Annotated in this window: 16 protein-coding genes; 14 read left to right on the top strand and 2 right to left on the bottom strand. The window is 69.5% G+C overall.

The window, feature by feature from the left end:
- The first annotated feature begins 10 nt into the window (after positions 1-10).
- From EPL04_RS09000 to EPL04_RS18730, 7 genes are all read left to right on the top strand, one after another.
- Positions 11-466: a 30S ribosomal protein S19e gene (locus EPL04_RS09000; RefSeq protein WP_134671007.1), complete on the top strand. Its 456-nt coding sequence runs from the start codon at positions 11-13 to the stop codon at positions 464-466.
- A gap of 126 nt (positions 467-592) precedes the next feature.
- Positions 593-934 carry a DNA-binding protein gene (locus tag EPL04_RS08995; protein WP_134671006.1) on the top strand — a complete coding sequence of 114 codons (342 nt, stop codon included), beginning with the start codon at positions 593-595 and terminating at the stop codon, positions 932-934.
- A 1-nt stretch (position 935) separates the two neighbouring features.
- A complete protein-coding gene (locus tag EPL04_RS08990) occupies positions 936-1,562 on the top strand; it encodes a DUF7411 family protein (protein WP_134671005.1) in 627 nt (208 codons plus the stop codon).
- A gap of 35 nt (positions 1,563-1,597) precedes the next feature.
- Entirely contained in the window at positions 1,598-2,905 is a 1,308-nt protein-coding gene (hisS, locus tag EPL04_RS08985; RefSeq protein ID WP_134671004.1) for a histidine--tRNA ligase, read from the top strand.
- 43 nt (positions 2,906-2,948) lie between these two features.
- On the top strand, positions 2,949-3,323 hold the full coding sequence (locus EPL04_RS08980) for an SHOCT domain-containing protein (RefSeq protein ID WP_134671003.1): 375 nt from the start codon (positions 2,949-2,951) through the stop codon (positions 3,321-3,323).
- Between the two features lie 235 nt (positions 3,324-3,558).
- On the top strand, positions 3,559-4,356 hold the full coding sequence (gene truA, locus EPL04_RS08975; protein WP_134671002.1) for a tRNA pseudouridine(38-40) synthase TruA: 798 nt from the start codon (positions 3,559-3,561) through the stop codon (positions 4,354-4,356).
- Between the two features lie 182 nt (positions 4,357-4,538).
- Entirely contained in the window at positions 4,539-4,715 is a 177-nt protein-coding gene (locus EPL04_RS18730; RefSeq protein ID WP_167599447.1) for a hypothetical protein, read from the top strand.
- A 22-nt stretch (positions 4,716-4,737) separates the two neighbouring features.
- Here EPL04_RS18730 and EPL04_RS08970 read toward each other — a convergent pair whose 3' ends face one another.
- Positions 4,738-6,054 (bottom strand): M28 family peptidase, encoded by a 1,317-nt coding sequence (locus EPL04_RS08970; protein ID WP_134671001.1) that lies wholly within the window; start codon positions 6,052-6,054, stop codon positions 4,738-4,740.
- Between the two features lie 143 nt (positions 6,055-6,197).
- Here EPL04_RS08970 and pepF point away from each other — a divergent pair, with 143 nt between their 5' ends.
- The 3 genes from pepF to pan2 all read left to right on the top strand — a co-directional run bounded on the left by pepF (position 6,198) and on the right by pan2 (position 11,092).
- A complete protein-coding gene (gene pepF, locus EPL04_RS08965) occupies positions 6,198-7,994 on the top strand; it encodes an oligoendopeptidase F (RefSeq protein ID WP_134671000.1) in 1,797 nt (598 codons plus the stop codon).
- A gap of 84 nt (positions 7,995-8,078) precedes the next feature.
- Entirely contained in the window at positions 8,079-9,773 is a 1,695-nt protein-coding gene (locus EPL04_RS08960; RefSeq protein WP_209019604.1) for a methyl-accepting chemotaxis protein, read from the top strand.
- A gap of 83 nt (positions 9,774-9,856) precedes the next feature.
- The gene (pan2, locus tag EPL04_RS08955) at positions 9,857-11,092 is read left to right on the top strand and encodes a proteasome-activating nucleotidase Pan2 (protein WP_134670999.1); all 1,236 of its coding nucleotides are present in this window, start codon (positions 9,857-9,859) and stop codon (positions 11,090-11,092) included.
- A gap of 131 nt (positions 11,093-11,223) precedes the next feature.
- Here the strand turns inward: pan2 and EPL04_RS08950 are convergent, their stop codons facing one another.
- Positions 11,224-11,493, bottom strand: a complete 270-nt coding sequence (locus EPL04_RS08950) for a DUF5808 domain-containing protein (RefSeq protein WP_134670998.1) — start codon at positions 11,491-11,493, stop codon at positions 11,224-11,226.
- Positions 11,494-11,666: 173 nt separating this feature from the next.
- Between EPL04_RS08950 and pyrH the strand changes: the two genes are divergently transcribed.
- From pyrH to EPL04_RS08930, 4 genes are all read left to right on the top strand, one after another.
- Positions 11,667-12,392: a UMP kinase gene (gene pyrH, locus EPL04_RS08945; protein ID WP_134670997.1), complete on the top strand. Its 726-nt coding sequence runs from the start codon at positions 11,667-11,669 to the stop codon at positions 12,390-12,392.
- Positions 12,389-14,167 (top strand): lysine--tRNA ligase, encoded by a 1,779-nt coding sequence (gene lysS, locus EPL04_RS08940; protein WP_134670996.1) that lies wholly within the window; start codon positions 12,389-12,391, stop codon positions 14,165-14,167. The genes pyrH and lysS overlap by 4 nt, the downstream gene beginning before the upstream one ends.
- 111 nt (positions 14,168-14,278) lie before the next feature.
- Entirely contained in the window at positions 14,279-14,578 is a 300-nt protein-coding gene (locus EPL04_RS08935; protein ID WP_134670995.1) for a hypothetical protein, read from the top strand.
- 50 nt (positions 14,579-14,628) lie between these two features.
- The gene (locus EPL04_RS08930) at positions 14,629-16,437 is read left to right on the top strand and encodes a site-2 protease family protein (RefSeq protein ID WP_134670994.1); all 1,809 of its coding nucleotides are present in this window, start codon (positions 14,629-14,631) and stop codon (positions 16,435-16,437) included.
- Positions 16,438-16,448 lie beyond the last annotated feature (11 nt).

The raw sequence follows: 16,448 nt of genomic DNA, 5'->3' as shown, positions 1-16,448 counted from the left end.
ATTCGTGGGTATGACGACGCTCTACGACGTTCCCGCGGACGACCTCATCGACGCGGTCGCCGCGACGCTCGAGGATCGACTCGACGAACCCGACTGGGCAGAGTACGCCAAGACCGGCGAGAGCCGCGAGCTCCCGCCCGAGCAGGAGGACTTCTGGGCGACCCGCGCCGCGAGCATCCTCCGGAAGGTCGCCACCGACGGCCCCATCGGCGTCGAGCGCCTCTCGACCCACTACGGCGACAAGAAGGGCGGGTCGAACCGCTATCAGGTCGCCCCCGAACACCGCACCGACGGCAGTCGGAACATCATCCGGACGATCCTCCAGCAGCTCGAAGACGAGGACCTCGTCGACACCGAGGGCAACGCGGGCCGCATCGTGACCGGCGACGGTCGCAGTCTCCTCGACGACGCCGCGGGCGAGGTCATGCAGGACCTCGACCGGCCGGAGCTCGAACGCTACGCGTAATCCGTTCTCGCCGGGGCGTTCGCCCCGCCGCAGTTTTCCGCTCCCGGGAGCCGCGCGTCGGGCCCGCCCGACGGGCCGCCCCGTCCGTAATGGTTTTTGGCCGTGCGCGATAACGAACACGTAGTCATGAGCGACCAGCCCGACGACGAGCGCCTCGAAGAACTCCGCAAGAAGAAGATGCAGGAGATGCAAGAGCAGGGCGGCCAGGAGGAGGCCCAACAGCAGGCCCAACAGCAGGCCGACGCCCAGAAGCAGGCGATGTTGCGCAAGCACCTCACCGACGGCGCGCGCAAGCGGCTCAACTCCGTCCGGATGAGCAAGCCCGACTTCGCCGAGCAGGTCGAGCGACAGGTCCTCGCGCTGGCCCAGAGCGGTCGAGTCAACGGCAAGATCGACGAGGACAAGATGAAAGAGCTCCTCCGCGAGCTCAAGCCCGACTCCAAGAGCTTCAACATCCGCCGGCGCTGAGATGGAGCTCGGTCTGCTCTACAGCGGCGGGAAAGACTCGACGCTCGCGGCGCTCTTGCTCGAAGACTTCTACGACGTCACGCTCGTCACCGCGAGCTTCGGCATCACCGACGCGTGGGAACACGCGCGTGCGACCGCCGAGCGGACCGGCTTCGCGTTCGAGACAGTCGAGCTCGACGCCGAGGTGGCCGACGACGCGGTCGAGACGATGGTCGCCGACGGCTACCCCCGGAACGGGATCCAGCGGGTTCACCTCCACGCCCTCGAAGCCGTCGCCGAACTGGGCTTCGACGCGGTGGCCGACGGCACCCGCCGGGACGACAGAGTGCCGTCGGTCTCGCGGGCGCAGGCCCAGAGCCTCGAGGACCGCCACGGCGTCGACTACATCGTCCCGCTGGCCGGGTTCGGACGGGGCGCGGTCGACGCGCTCGTCGAGGAGACCCTCGACGTCCGGACGGGCCCGAGCGACCAGATCCCGAAGGCCGACTACGAGGACGAACTCCGGGCGTTGCTGGCCCGCGAACACGGCGAGGCGGCGGTCGCCGAGGTGTTCCCCGACCACACCCAGACGTACGTCGAGGGGTTCGCGCGCGCCGACGCCGAGTCGGGGGCGCCGGACGCGAAGTAAAAGGTTTCAAGCGCGCGCTCGCCCAACGTCTCCCCATGTACGACCGAATCAAGGGCTTCCGGGACTTCTACCCCGCGGAGATGGGCGCGCGCCGCGAGACGTTCGACGCCGTCGAGGACACCGCCCGACGCTACGGCTTTCGGGAGATCGACACGCCCGCGCTGGAGCGGACCGAAATGTACGTCGACAAGAGCGGCGAGGAGATCGTCGACGAACTCTACAGCTTCGAGGATCAGGGCGGCCGCGACGTGGCGCTGACGCCCGAGCTCACTCCGACGGTCGCCCGGATGGTCGTGGCGAAACAGCAAGAGCTCAGCAAGCCGATCAAGTGGTTCTCGACGCGACCGTTCTGGCGGTACGAGGAGCCCCAGAGCGGCCGCAAACGGGAGTTCTACCAGACCAACGTCGACATCTTCGGCTCCTCGGCGCCCGAGGCAGACGCGGAGTTGCTGGCCTGCGCGGCCGACGCGCTGACCGGGCTGGGACTCACCGCCGAGGACTTCGAGTTCCGGGTCAGTCACCGCGACATCCTCGGCGGGCTCCTCGACGCGTTCGACGCCGACGTCGACGTCGACGCCGCGATCCGGGCGGTCGACAAGAGCCAGAAAGTCGACCGGGCGGAGTTCTACGGCCTGTTGACCGATGCGGGGCTCTCCTACGAGCAGGCCGAGACGTTCGACGACCTGCTCGACACCCCCGAAGACGACCTCGACGAGCTGGTCGCGTTCGCCGAGACCGACCGAGTCGAACACGCCGTCGACAACCTCACCGAGGTGCTCGAAGCGACCGCCGACTTCGGCGCGCGCGAGTACTGCGCGCTCTCGCTGGAGACCGCCCGCGGCCTCGACTACTACACCGGCGTCGTCTTCGAGTGTTTCGACGCGACCGGCGACGTGAACCGCTCGATCTTCGGCGGCGGCCGGTACGACGACCTCATCGAGGGGTTCGGCGGCCAGCCTACGCCCGCGGTCGGATTCGCGGTCGGCGACGCGACGCTGACGCTGTTGCTCCAGCGGGCGGGCGTCTGGCCCGACGAGGCGATCGCGACCGACTACTACGTGTTGCAGGTCGGCGACACCCGCGCGGTGGCCGCCGACATCACCCGCGAGCTCCGCGAGGCCGGTCACGTCGTCGAGACCGACGTGGCGGGCCGGAGCTTCGGCGCCCAGCTCGACTACGCCGACTCGATCAACGCCGAGACGGTCGTCATCGTCGGCGAGCAGGACCTCGCCGACGGGAACGTGACGGTCAAGGACATGGCGTCGGGCGACCAGACCCAGACGCCCGTCGAGGCGTTCCCGCCCGAAGGCGTCTCGCGGCCGACCTACGAGGACTTCGAGTAGCGCACAGTCAACTTTTTTGACACCCCCTCCCGTACCCGCAGATATGAACGACCGCGGGACGACGTTCGAGCGAAAGCGGCTCCTTGGCGTGCTGGCGGTGCTGACGTTCGGCCTGACCGCGCTGACCGCGGTGCTGGGGCTGGTGGGGCTGACGCCGGTTATCTTCGTGTTCGGGTTCTTCATCGTGGTGCCGCTGGTCGCGATCCTCGGGGACTCGCTGCCGTTCGTGGCGAGCGCTGGCGAGGCTGGCGATCGAGCGCCCGACGCGGACGCGGTCGACCCCGTCGAACGCCTCCGGGACAGATACGCCCGCGGCGATATCTCCGACGAGGAGTTCGAGCGACGGCTCGAACGGCTCATCGAGACCGAGGGCGTCGAGGCGGGCGAGACGCGCGAGCGAGTGTTCGAGCGGGAGTGAGGTTCCGGCGCCGACCGCGACGAGCGCCGTCGCTCCGGGCGTTCGAGTGGCGAACTGACGGCACGACCGAACCGAGACTGCCCGCGGCGGGGTGTGCCCCGCGACCGCGAGGCCCCGCCGCGGCGACGCTCAGATCACGCCCGGGGTTGGCCCCGGCTTCCGATTTAAGCGCTCGCACCGACGCCGCCGCGTCCGTTCCCCCGACTTAAGTTCCTCGGCGACCGATCCCGATTCGATGCGCGCGTTCCGCGTCGCCTACGACGGCCGGCCGTTCCACGGCTTTCAGCGCCAGCCCGACGTTCCCACGGTGGAGGACAGACTGTTCGACGCCCTCCGAGCGCTCGGCGTTGCCGACCGCAAGCCCGACGGGTACGCCGCGGCGGGCCGGACCGACGCCGGGGTCTCGGCGGTGGCCCAGACCGTCGCGTTCGAGTGCCCCGACTGGCTGACGCCGGCGGCGTTCAACAGCGAACTCCCGGGGTCGATCCGTGCGTGGGCGAGCGCCGACGCCCCGCCGGACTTCCACGCGACCCACCACGCGGCGTCCCGGGCGTACGAGTATCACTGTTACGCCCCCGGCGCCGACCTCGACCGGGCGCGGGCCGCGCTCGACGATCTCCGCGGCGAGCACGACTTCCACAACCTCACGCCCGACGAGGCGAACACCGTCCGGGAGCTACGTGGCGAGGTTCGTCGCGACGGCGCGTATCTGGTCTTCGCGCTCCGGGCGGGCGGGTTCGTCCGCGAGATGATCCGGCGCGTGGTCTCGCTGGTGCGGGCCGTCGCGACCGGCGACGCCCCGGCGTCGAAAGTCGAGCGCGTGCTCGGCGCCGAGCCGATTCAGGGGCCCGACGGCGTCGCGCCCGCGCCGGCGTTCCCGCTCGTGTTGACCGACGCGTCGTACCCGTCGCTGTCGTTTCGGCCCGACGCGACCGCCGCCGCGAGCGCCCGCGAGGTCTTCGAGGACTTGCGCGAGGAGCGGGCGACGGCCGCGCGGGTCGCGGCCGCGGTCGCCCGACGAATCGACGGTTGAAACCCGTTTTTCGGCCCCGGGACAGTGCCCGGTGTGGTCTCCGATCGAACGTTCTGGGAGGCCACCAAGCGACTCGTCGCCGGAATCGTCGCCGCGGAGTTCGATCGCCGGCCGGAGTGACGTCTGAACCCCCGAACTCGTTCGCCGTCAGACCTACGGATTTTCGGACCCAACTCGCACCGATGGTCGACTGCGAGATGGCCGCCGACTGCGAGCGGGCGGCGACCCGCCGACTCCGCATCGCGTACCCCCGCGGGCAGACCTGCGAGGAGTACTACTGCGACGGCCACGCCCGGACGGTCCGCGAGGAGTTCGACCTCGAGGAGGTCGAAGTCGTCGAGACCGAGCCCCTCCGGTGAGGGTGTCGCCCCTCGGGACCGCTCAATCCCACCCGTCGGGCCAGATACCGGCGGCTCGCATCCCCTCCTCGTAGTCGTCCTCGCGGAGGCGGTTCGCGACCGCCTCGGCGGGCTGGCGGGGCAGGTCGTCGGTCGCGGCGAGTTCGCGGATCACGAGCGCGGCGAGCATGGCGTGTTCCCGGAGGTTCCGGTCGTCGACCTTGTCGCGGGTGTCGGCGTGGGTGTGGCCCCACCCGCGGCCGCGCTCGCCGGACTTGCTGTGGAGCTGGAGCGCCGGGACGCCGCGCTTCAGGAACGGCCAGTGGTCGCTGAACGGGTGAACCCGATCGGTGGTGTCGATCGGCCGATCGGTCGCCTCGGCGACCCGCGCGGCCACCTCGCCCGTCGCCTCGGAGCCGTGGGTGTACGCCAGCAGGTCGCGGAACCGCCCCGCGCCGTCGACGTTCACCACCGCGCGGACGGTTTCGAGATCGAGGGCGTCGGCCAGCGCCTCCGCGCCCAGCAGTCCGGTCTCCTCGCAGCCGACGCCGGCGACGCGCACCCGGGCGTCGAGGTCCATCTCCGCGAGGAGGTTGGCGGCGGCGACGACCACGGTGATGCCACAGCCGTTGTCGAGCGCGCCCTCGGCGATGTCGTGGGCGTCGTGGTGGCCGACCACGACGATCTCCTCGTCGGTTTCGGGTCCGAGCACGGCCTGCGCGTTGTGGCTGGTCCCGCGCTCGGTGATCGCCTCGACCCGGAGCGCCGCGGTCGCGCCCCGCTCGGCGTAGTCGGTCAGCCACGCGCCGGTCTCCTTGCTCACGCCGACGCCGGGGATCGCGGCCTCGGAGTCGAACGTCAACGACCCGGTCGGCGGAAGCTGGCCGGGCTTGTGATTGTGGAAGACGAACGCCTTCGCGCCCGCGGCCGCCGCGTGGCCGAACGTCTCCATCCGGTGGACGAACCGCGACCCCTCCGGCGTGGTGGTCGAGGCGACCGCGATCTTCCCCTCGACGTCGCAGTCGTCTATCTCCGCGGGCGTGCCGTGGCCCACGTCGACGAGTTCGCCCCGGACCTCCCCGGCCGGCGAGTACGGCAGTGCGACGGTCTCGAACGAGCGCTCGACCGGGTCGGTGACCGCGAGCTCGGCGTCCCCGCGGGTCCACCGGTGCATCTCGAAGGCGTCGACCGAGACGTCGCGCGCGCCGGCGCGCTCGAACCCCTCGGCCACCAGGTCGGCGGCCCGCCGCTCGCCGGGGTGGCCCCCCATTCGGTTCTCGATCTCGGTCAGTCGAGTCAGAAACTCCCACGGATAGGGGTCGCGCCACGCCTCGCCGAGCAGGCGGTCGGTGTCGCTCATGGACGCGTGGTTGCTCCGACGGCCCAAAAAGGTGGCCCGGGGTCGGCGCGTGCACGCTCGGCCGACCCGATCGCGGCGAGTCGTCGCCCGGTTGCGGTTCGAAATGACAAGAGCTTACATTCCGCGTTTCCCTATCGGGTGGTATGAGTTCGGTTCCCGAACGGTCGGAGATCGACGCCGAGTACAAGTGGGACTTGGAGAGCATCTACGCGACCGACGACGAGTGGGAGGACGCCTACGAGGCCGTCTCCGAGCGCCTCGACGACCTCCGGGACTACGAGGGGCGGGCCACCGAGGACGGCGAGACCCTGCTGGCCGTGCTGGAACTCCGCGACGAGATCATGCGCGAGGTGAGCCAGATCGTCTCCTACGCCCGGATGCGAAAGGACGAGAACACCGCCGACCAGCACTACCAGGGGCTCGCGACCCGCGGGATGTCGCTGTCGTCTGACGCCTCCAGCGCCGCGAGCTTCATCGAGCCCGAGATCCAGTCGCTCGACCGCGAGGAACTCGACGCGATGGTGGAGTCGACCGACGGGCTCGGCGAGTACGACCACTACCTCGACGACGTGATCCGGATGTCCGACCACACCCGGTCGGCCGAGGTCGAGAACGTGCTGGCCGAACTCGGCGAGGTGACCGGCGCGGCCGGCGACATCTACGGCATGCTGCTGAACGCAGACATGGAGTTTCCCACCGTCGAGAAGCCCGACGGCAAGGCGGTCGAGATCACGCAGGACAACCTCACGACCCTGTTGAAAAACCCCGACCGGGAGTTCCGCGAGACCGTCTACGAGGGCTTTTTCGACCGGCTGGGCGAGATGCACAACACCATCGGCACCGCCTACGAGAACAGCGTGAAAGCCGACGTGAAGCTCGCGCGCATCCGCGGGTACGACACCGCCCGCGAGGCCGCCATGGACGGTCCCAACGTCCCCGCGGCGGTGTACGACAACCTCGTCGACACGGTCCGGGACAACCTCGACAAGCTCCACCGCCACGCCGAACTCAAGCGCGCGAGCCTCGGCGTCGACGAGCTCCGGATGTGGGACGTCTACATGCCGATGACCGAGACCGAGACTCCCGAGGTCTCCTACGAGAAGGCGACCGACCACGTCGTCACCGCGCTCGACGCGCTCGGCGACGACTACCAGAGCCGGGTCGCCGACGGCCTCGACTCTCGGTGGGTCGACGTCTACGAGACCCAGAACAAGCGCTCGGGGGCGTACAGCGCGGGCACATACGACACCCAGCCGTTCATCCTGATGAACTGGCAGGACGACATCTCCTCGATGTTCACGCTGGCCCACGAACTCGGCCACTCGCTACACTCCCAGCTCACCAGCGAGGCCCAGCCGTACGTCTACGGCGACTACGAGATCTTCGTGGCCGAGGTCGCGAGCACGGTCAACGAGACCCTGCTGACCCACCACCTGCTCGAAACCGTCGAGGACCCGACGTTCCGGCGCCACGTCCTCAACGAGTATCTCGAACGCTTCCGGTCGACGCTGTACCGCCAGACCATGTTCGCGGACTTCGAGCACCAGGCCCACCAGGTCGTCGAGGAGGGCGGCGCCCTCACGCCCCAGAAGGCCGACGAGATCTACGGCGACCTCAAGGCCGAGTTCTACGAGCCGGCGGTCGTCGACGACCGGATCGCCCGCGAGTGGTCCCGGATCCCGCACTTCTACCGGGCGTACTACGTCTACCAGTACAGCACGGGGATCAGCGCGGCGGTCGCGCTCGCCGACCGGATCCTCGAAGAGGGCGAGCCCGCGGTCGAGGACTACCGCCGATTCCTCGAGAGCGGCTCGCGGGAGTACCCCCTCGATCTCCTCGACATCGCTGGCGTCGACATGTCCTCGCCCGAACCGATCCAGCGCGCGCTCGACGTGTACGACGAGTACCTCGACGAGATGGAGACGCTCGTTCGGGAGTGAGCGGTTCACGGCGGGCCCGGCGCGGTTTTCAGCCCGTAAGAAGCCGGAGTGTATTTTAAGTACCGTCGCTGACTTGTTCGGGCCATGGAACGGTCAGTTCGGTCGCGATACGAGGACGCGCTGTGGTGGTCGATGGACAGGCTCGGGGTGAGCGAGTCGGTCGAGCGCAAGGTCGTCGCGGCGATCGCCCTCCAGTTCGCCGTCTCGGCGGCGCTCGCGGTGCTCCCGTTTTTCGCGGCCGGAATCGGTCGGATCGCGATCACGCTCGTGTTGCTCGGGCTGTCGGTCGTCGCGTTCGTGAACACCGTGCTCATCGCGCGCCGGGACCTCGTCGAACCCATTCTGGCGCTCGAACGGAGCGCCGACGCCATCGCCGCGGGCGACCTCGACGCGTCGCCGCCCGAGACCGATCAGACCGACGAACTGGGCAACCTCGTCGCGTCGTTCGGGGACATGCGGGCGTACCTCGGCGTGGTCGCCGACCAGGCCGACGCCCTCTCGCGCCAGGAGTTCGACGACCCCGCGCTCGATCGCGAGGTCCCCGGCGAGTTCGGCGACTCGCTCGATCGGATGGCCCGGAGCCTCCGGGAGTACACCGACGAGCTCGAGGCCACGACCGCCGACCTCGAACGCCGGTCGGAGAACCTCCGGCGGCTCGTGACCACGTTCGCCGACTCGGCCGACCGCGCCAAGGAGGGCGATCTGAGCGCGGCCATCGACGGGTCGGTCGCCGAGACCGACCTCCACGAGGAGGTCGTGGACAACTACAACGCCCTGCTCGGGACGCTCGGCGAGACCGTGAGCGAACTCGCGGCGTTCGCCGACGAGGTCGCGTCCGCGAGCGAGCGCGCCGAGGGCGACGTCCGGGAGGTCAGTCAGGCGAGCGACGACGTCGCGGACGCCGTCGGCGAGATCTCGGACGGCGCGGCCGAGCAGACCGAGCGCCTCGACGAGGTGGTCGCGGAGATGAGCACCCTCTCGGCCACCGTCGAAGAGATCGCGGCCTCGGCCGACGAGGTCGCCGAGACCGCCGGCACCGCGACCGATCGGACCGACTCGGGCCGGGAGGCCGCCCGCGAGGCGGTCGCCGAGCTCGATCGGGTCGAGGACGGCATCGAGCGCGCCGCCGAGGCGGTCGAGGAGCTCGCGGCCGACATCCACGAGATCGACGAGGTGGCGTCGTTCATCGACGAGGTGGCGAGCGAGACCAACCTCCTCGCGCTCAACGCGTCGGTCGAGGCCGCCCGCGCGGGCGAGGCCGGCGAGGGGTTCGGCGTGGTCGCCGACGAGGTCAAGAACCTCGCGGAGGACACCGGCGAGGCCGCCGACGAGATCACCGGCCGGATCGAGGCGATACAGGAGCGCTCCGAGCGCACGCTCGCGGACGTCCGCGAGACCAGCGAGCAGGTCTCTCGGAGCGTCGAGACCGTCGAGGACGCGCTCCGGGACTTCGAGGACATTGCCGACGTCGTCGGCGACGTGGACGCGAGCGTCCGGGAGATCAGCGAGGCGACCGACCAGCAGGCCGAGTCGACCACCGACGTGGTGGCGATGGTCGAGGAGGTCGCCTCGATCAGCGAGCAGACCGCCGCCGAGTCCGAGACCGCCGCGGCCGCGAGCGACCAGCAGGCCAAGTCGCTGTCTGACGTCTCCGGGCAACTGGGCTCGCTGTCGACGAAGGCAGACGAGCTCGACGCCTTGCTCGGGACGTTCACGCTCCCCGACGACGCCCGGGAGGGCCCGACCGCCAGCGCCCGGACGCCGACCGGCGCGGACTGACCCGAGCGAAACGCTTTTTTGCGGTCAAACGACCGAGACCCAAAGGCACTTTTAAGCGGGTGGCCTAGGAGGGGATAGCAATCATGTCGCGAAGCCCACCCGTCCCGGACCAACCGACACTCGAACTCGACCCCGAAATGAGCGACAGGGAACGGCTCGCGGCGCTCCGCGACCACTTCGCCGAGATCGTGGACGTCAACGACACGCTTGAGGAGCGTCTGGCGGCCGCCCGCGAGCGCCGCGAGAGCCTCCGCGAAGACGTCGACCACCTCGAACGCGAGAACGAGACCCTGAAAACCACCTCGCTGTACGTCGCGACCGCCGAGGAGCTCACCGACGACGGCATCATCATCAAACAGCACGGCAACAACCAGGAGGTGCTGACCGAGGTCTCCCCGCGGCTCCGCGAGCGGATCGAGTCGGGCGACCGCGTCGCGGTCAACGACTCGTTCACGGTCCAGACCATCCTCGAATCCGAGAAGGACGCCCGCGCGCAGGCGATGGAGATCGACGAGTCGCCCGACGTCCACTACGAGGACATCGGCGGGCTCGAAGACCAACTGCAGGAGGTCCGGGAGGCGGTCGAACAGCCCCTCGAGAACCCCCAGCAGTTCGAGTCGGTCGGGGTCGAGCCGCCGAGCGGGGTGTTGCTCCACGGCCCGCCGGGCACGGGCAAGACGATGCTGGCGAAGGCGGTCGCGAACCAGACCGACGCCACGTTTATCAAGATGGCCGGCTCCGAACTTGTCCAGAAGTTCATCGGCGAGGGCGCAAAGCTCGTCCGGGACCTCTTCGAACTCGCGAGCGAGCGCGAGCCCGCTATCGTCTTCATCGACGAGATCGACGCGGTGGCCTCGAAACGGACCGACTCGAAGACCTCGGGCGACGCGGAGGTCCAGCGGACGATGATGCAACTTCTCTCTGAGATGGACGGCTTCGAGGACCGCGGGGAGATCCGGATCATCGCCGCCACGAACCGCTACGACATGCTCGATCGGGCCATCCTCCGGCCCGGTCGGTTCGATCGGCTCATCGAGGTGGGACTGCCCGACGCCGAGGCCCGCCGGAAGATACTCGACGTCCACACCCGCGGCATGAACGTCGCCGCCGACGTCGACTTCGAGGCGCTGGCCGACGACACCGACGGGTACAGCGGGGCTCACATCGAGAGTCTCACGACCGAGGCGGGGATGTTCGCCATCCGCGACGGCCGGACGGAGGTCGTCTACGAGGACTTCGCGGAGGCGATCGAGAAGCTCGACACCGACGACGAAACTGGCATCGTCACCGAGGGCTCGCTCCCGAGCTACGCCTACTGAGCGGGTCGGCGGCTGTTTTAGCGGATCGGCGCTCGGGCGCGACGCGACTTCCGACGCGTCGCCCCGTCGCTGACGGCGTTACGCGTCGCTTTTGGGGGGTCGCGATCGGCGCAGAAGTCGAGCGGAATCGCTCAGTCGTCGTCGACGATTACCTCGACCGGCTCGTCCTGGCGGGGTTCGGCCTCGCCCGACTGCTCGTGCCAGAGGAGCGCGCCCGCGACCGCCAGCACGATCCACGACCGCCAGTTGGCGAGGTTGAGCGTGTAGCCGATGCCGAACGGCTTCTCGACGAGCATCCCCTCGTCGGGCTTCCAGTACGACGAGAGCATCCGGCCGATGCTCGGCCGCTCGAAGTTGTAGGGCATACCGAAGAGGGTTCCGCTACTGGGTTTGTCTGCCATGTGCGGACCGTACGGTCGACGGGAATAAAGTGCTTTGGCTGGCGCCGGCGTCCGCGGACGAGCCCGACCGACGACGCCGGCGAAGCGACCCGCTACCCGGCGAAAACAGCGTCGACCGCCGGTCCCCGGAGTTGGCAATCCTTAAGGCCGCGTCCGGGCTATTCCGCGACAGAATGAAAGTAGTCGTCTCCATCGGCGGGAGCGTGCTCGCCCCGGACCTCGGCTCCGAACGAGTGCGCGCCCACGCCGACGTCATCGAAGACCTCGCCGCGGAGGGCTGTACGGTCGGGACGGTCGTCGGCGGCGGCGGCGTCGCCCGCGAGTACATCGGCGCGGCCCGCGAACTCGGCGCCAACGAGATCGAGCTCGACGACATCGGGATCGACGTGACCCGACTCAACGCCCGGCTGCTCATCGCCGCGCTCGGCGAGCAGGCCGCCCCGAGCCCGCCCGAGGACTACGAGGCCGCGGGGGCCGCGATGCACCGCGGGGACATCGCGGTGATGGGCGGGGTCACGCCCGGCCAGACCACCGACGCTGTGAGCGCGGCGCTGGCCGAGTACGTCAACGCCGACCTGCTGGTGTACGCCACCAGCGTCCCGGGCGTGTTCAGCGACGATCCGAACGAGGTCGCCGACGCCCGGCGGTACGACGAGCTCACCGCGGGCGAACTCGTCGACGTCATCGCGGGCCTGGAGATGAACGCCGGCAGTTCCGCGCCGGTCGACCTGCTCGCCGCCAAGCTCATCGAGCGGTCGGGGGTCCGCACCATCGTGCTCGACGGCACCGAGCCCGAGCGCATCGCCGACGCGGTCCGGTACGGCGACCACGACGGGACCGACATCATCCCCGAGGGCGCCGACGATCAGATGACCTACTGGGCGAGCGACGAGCGATGAGCGACGACCCACCCGAGCTCCACCCCGACGACGACCCCTACGTGCTACAGGGCGCCCAGCCCCACCCGTTCTGGGCCGAGTCGGTCGCCGAACTGATCCTCGACCGCGAGCCCGAGGACCCGATCGTGATCAAGGGCGGCATCTCGCCGTCCGGGGTGCCACACCTCGGCAACATGAACGAGATCGTACGGGGCTACTTCGTCGCCGAGGCCCTGCGCGAGCGCGGTCGGGAGGTCCGGCAGGTGTTCACCGCCGACGACCGGGACCCCCTCCGGAAGCTCCCCCGGAAGCTCGCGGACCTCGACGGCAACGTGGTCGACCTCGGCGAGGTCGACGCCGGCGCGCTGGGCCGGAACCTCGGCAAGCCCTACACCGCGATTCCCGACCCGTTCGGTTGCTGTGACTCGTACGGCGAGCACTTCTCGAACCTCATCGAGCGAAGCGCCGACCAGCTGGGCATCCCGGTCGAGACGGTCTCGAACACGGAGCTCTACGAGTCCGGCGAGTTCGAGGACGTCACTCGCTACCTGCTCGAACACCGCGAGCAGGCCCGAGCGGTGCTCTCGAAGTATCAGGACAAGGCCGACGAGGAGTACGTCCCGTTCAACCCGATCTGCGGGGAGTGTGGGACGGTGACCGAGACCGTGACCGCCGTCGATCTCGAGGCCAGCACCGTCGAGTACGTCTGCACCGACATGGAGGCCGGCGATCGGACGATCGAGGGCTGTGGCCACGAGGGGACCGCGACCTTCCGAGAGGGCAAGCTCCCGTGGCGCTTCGAGTGGCCCGCCCAGTGGCGCGTCCTCGGCGTCGACCACGAGCCGTTCGGCAAGGACCACGCCGAGGGCTCGTGGCCGAGCGGCTCCGACGTGGCTCGCAACGTCCTCGGGGACACGCCGCCGGTCCCGATGGCCTACGAGTGGTTCACCCTCGACGGCGAACCGTTCTCGTCGTCGGCCGGCCACGTCGTCATGGTTCAGGACGTGCTCGAACTCCTCGAACCCGAGGTGCTCCGGTACTTTTTCACCAAGGACCCGAGCAAGGGCCGGGACTTCAGCGTCGAGCACCTCGACCAGCTCGTCGACGAGTTCGACGCCTTCGAGCGCACCTTCTACGGCGAGGACGACGGGGGCGAGGCCGACCCCGAAATCGCGGCGGCCGCCTACCCGCCGGTGATCCGACCGACGCTGGCCGCCCGGTTCGACGCCGACGGCGATCCGGTCTCCGAGCCCGAGCGCCCCAGCCTCCCGGTCGCCGACGACGCCCGTCGGGCTCGGACCGACGAACTCGCCGACGGGTCGTTCGCCGACCGCGTCCGATTGCCCTACACGTTCGCGGCGGTGCTCGGGATGACCGACGACCCCGCGCTCCGCGAGGAGATCGCGCGCCGGGAGGGCCACGTCCCCGACGACGCGCCCGAGTGGGTCGTCGAGTTCGCGCTCTCGCGGGTCGCCCGCGCCCGCGAGTGGGCCCGCCGGACGGGCAACGAGTTCGACTACGATCTCAAGCGCACCGAACTGCCAGACGTCGACCTCGATCCCGAGACCGAAGCGGCGCTCGACGAACTCGCGGAGTTCGTGGCGTCCCACGACGACCCCGAGGCGATCCAGGGCGAGATCTACGAGACCGCAAAGCGCCACGACATCGACGTCGGGGAGTTCTTCGCGGTCGGGTACCGGCTGTTCTTCGACGAAGAGCAGGGGCCCAAGCTCGGGCCGTTCCTCGCGAAGCTCGACCGGGAGTTCGTGCTCGCTCGACTTCGCCGCGAGGGGTAAACGCCGCCTACTCCTCGCGCAACGACAGCATAACAAAGTGCGGCGTGGTCGTTTTTCGAACTGCCACGTCGGCCGACGAGCTTATCGTCGGCGCGACCCAATGGAATTACTATGGCCCTAATCGAACTCAACCTCGAGAAACCCGCGCTCAAGCGGGTCGAAGCAGGAGAACAGCGAGCCGACGACGGCGAGAACGTCGAACTACAGGCGGAGATCGAAGCCGACGAGACGGCCGCCTCAGAGTCGGTCGACGAGGATTCGTCGGGCGGCGGTCGCATCCGCCGGTACGGCCGCAGGCTCGCGATCCTCGGCGGCACCGCCGCGGGGATCGCGGCCGCCCGGAAGCTCCGCCAGCGCCGCAAGGGCTCGGAGCAACAGGAGCTCGAAGAAGACTGGCAGACCGCCGAGTAACCGTCGGCCTTTCCAAACGCCTTTGACCGCGGCGTCCTTTCTTTCACCCGATGAATACGCTCGCGTGGGTGCTCGTCGGACTCGCGCTCTACTGGTTGGCGGTTCTCGCGCTCGACTCGAAGGGACTGTTGCCCTCCTACGTCGGCACCCAGGGACCGATCCTGACTATCCACACCCAGCGCGGCAAGCAACTGCTCGACCGGCTCGCGGCGCCCAAGCGGCTCTGGCGCGCGTGGGGGAACTTCGGGCTCGGCATCGCGCTGGTCGTGATGGTCGGGACCTTCCTGTTGTTGGTGTTGCAGGCGATCGCGGTCGTCCGGAACCCGCCGCCGGCGACCGCGGCGACCCAGCCGCGCAACGTCCTCGTGATCCCCGGCGTCAATCAGTTCCTCCCGCTGTCGGTCGCGCCCGAGATCCTGTTCGGCCTGCTCGTGGGGCTCGTCGTCCACGAGGGCGGCCACGGCCTGATGTGTCGGGTCGAGGACATCGAGATCAAGTCGATGGGGCTGGCGGCGCTCGCGTTCCTGCCGGTCGGGGCGTTCGTCGAACCCGACGAGGACAACCGCCGGGACGCCGACCGGGGCAGTCAGAGTCGGATGTTCGCGGCGGGGGTCACCAACAACTTCGCGGTCACTCTCGTCGCCTTCCTCCTGCTGTTCGGGCCGGTCGTCGGCTCGATCGGAGTCGCCTCTGGCGCGGCGGTCGGCGGCGTCATGCCCGGTTCGGCCGCCGAGAGCGCCGACATCGCGCCCGGCGACCGGATCGTGGCGGTCGGCGACGCGCCGATCGAGACCAACGACGACCTCGACGCCGCGCTCGCCCGGATCGACGACCGGACGGTCGAGGTGACGCTCGCGGGCGGGGACACCCGGACGCTGGACCGATCGTTGCTGGTGACCGACTTCCACCCCGACTCGCCGTTCGCGTCGGTGCTCTCGGTCGAGTCCGAGGACCCGACCACGATCGCGTCGATCAACGGCACCGAGGTTCGGACCGAAGACGACCTCCGGCGCGCGCTCGCCGACCGGACGGTGGCGAGGCTGACGACCGCCGCGGGCGAGTCCGCCACCGGCGCGGTCGGCGCGCTCTCGATCGTGCAGGCCGACGGCCCGAGCGACGACGCCGGGATGCCGGCCGACGAGACCGTCGTCATCACCGAGATCGACGGCGCGCGGATCGTGAACGCCTCGGACCTGAGTACGACCCTCGATCGGTACGAGCCCGGCCAGAGGGTCCCGGTCGAGGCGTACGTCAACGGCTCGGCCGAGCGCTACGAGGTGACCCTCGGCGAGGGCGGCGACGGCGGCGCGATCGTCGGCATCGGTCTCGCGCGCGGCACCAGCGGCGTGACGACCAACAGCTTCGGCGTCCAGCTCTACGACGCCGAGCAGTATCTGAGCCTGCTCGGCGGCGAGTTCGGTAGTCTCGGCGGCGGCATCTCGGATCCGATCGTGTCGTTCCTCTCGGGGGTGTTCGGCGTGCTGTTGCTCCCGTTCGCCAGCGTCTCGCTCGGGGCGATCGGCGTCACGAACAACTTCGCGGGCTTCGTCGCGTGGAACAGCGGCTTCTTCGTGGCCGAGGGCGGCGCGCTCTCGGCGCTCGGGAGCACCGGCCTGTTCTTGCTTGCGAACGTCCTCTTTTGGACCGGCTGGATAAACCTCAACCTCGGCTTCTTCAACTGCATCCCGGCGTTCCCGCTCGACGGGGGCCACATTTTGCGGATGAGCGCCGAGGCGGTCGTCTCCCGGCTTCCGACCGACCAGGGCCGCCAGCTGACGACGATGGTCACGACGACCGTCGGACTGGTGATGTTGGTGAGCCTGCTGGTGATGGTGTTTGGCCCCCAGTTGCTGGTGTAGCGTCCCGGCGG

Source organism: Halorussus marinus, from assembly GCF_004521895.1.
Taxonomy (GTDB): Archaea; Halobacteriota; Halobacteria; order Halobacteriales; family Haladaptataceae; genus Halorussus; species Halorussus marinus.
Note: the sequence above shows the minus strand (reverse complement) of the source record. Positions and strands in the feature narration are given on the sequence as shown.

What these genes read in the sequence shown, in the direction of transcription:
- EPL04_RS09000 (WP_134671007.1), top strand. Translation starts at nt 11, where the DNA reads ATGACGACGCTCTACGACGTTCCCGCGGACGACCTCATCGACGCGGTC.
- EPL04_RS08995 (WP_134671006.1), top strand. Translation starts at nt 593, where the DNA reads ATGAGCGACCAGCCCGACGACGAGCGCCTCGAAGAACTCCGCAAGAAG.
- EPL04_RS08990 (WP_134671005.1), top strand. Translation starts at nt 936, where the DNA reads ATGGAGCTCGGTCTGCTCTACAGCGGCGGGAAAGACTCGACGCTCGCG.
- hisS (WP_134671004.1), top strand. Translation starts at nt 1,598, where the DNA reads ATGTACGACCGAATCAAGGGCTTCCGGGACTTCTACCCCGCGGAGATG.
- EPL04_RS08980 (WP_134671003.1), top strand. Translation starts at nt 2,949, where the DNA reads ATGAACGACCGCGGGACGACGTTCGAGCGAAAGCGGCTCCTTGGCGTG.
- truA (WP_134671002.1), top strand. Translation starts at nt 3,559, where the DNA reads ATGCGCGCGTTCCGCGTCGCCTACGACGGCCGGCCGTTCCACGGCTTT.
- EPL04_RS18730 (WP_167599447.1), top strand. Translation starts at nt 4,539, where the DNA reads ATGGTCGACTGCGAGATGGCCGCCGACTGCGAGCGGGCGGCGACCCGC.
- EPL04_RS08970 (WP_134671001.1), bottom strand. Translation starts at nt 6,054, where the DNA reads ATGAGCGACACCGACCGCCTGCTCGGCGAGGCGTGGCGCGACCCCTAT.
- pepF (WP_134671000.1), top strand. Translation starts at nt 6,198, where the DNA reads ATGAGTTCGGTTCCCGAACGGTCGGAGATCGACGCCGAGTACAAGTGG.
- EPL04_RS08960 (WP_209019604.1), top strand. Translation starts at nt 8,079, where the DNA reads ATGGAACGGTCAGTTCGGTCGCGATACGAGGACGCGCTGTGGTGGTCG.
- pan2 (WP_134670999.1), top strand. Translation starts at nt 9,857, where the DNA reads ATGTCGCGAAGCCCACCCGTCCCGGACCAACCGACACTCGAACTCGAC.
- EPL04_RS08950 (WP_134670998.1), bottom strand. Translation starts at nt 11,493, where the DNA reads ATGGCAGACAAACCCAGTAGCGGAACCCTCTTCGGTATGCCCTACAAC.
- pyrH (WP_134670997.1), top strand. Translation starts at nt 11,667, where the DNA reads ATGAAAGTAGTCGTCTCCATCGGCGGGAGCGTGCTCGCCCCGGACCTC.
- lysS (WP_134670996.1), top strand. Translation starts at nt 12,389, where the DNA reads ATGAGCGACGACCCACCCGAGCTCCACCCCGACGACGACCCCTACGTG.
- EPL04_RS08935 (WP_134670995.1), top strand. Translation starts at nt 14,279, where the DNA reads ATGGCCCTAATCGAACTCAACCTCGAGAAACCCGCGCTCAAGCGGGTC.
- EPL04_RS08930 (WP_134670994.1), top strand. Translation starts at nt 14,629, where the DNA reads ATGAATACGCTCGCGTGGGTGCTCGTCGGACTCGCGCTCTACTGGTTG.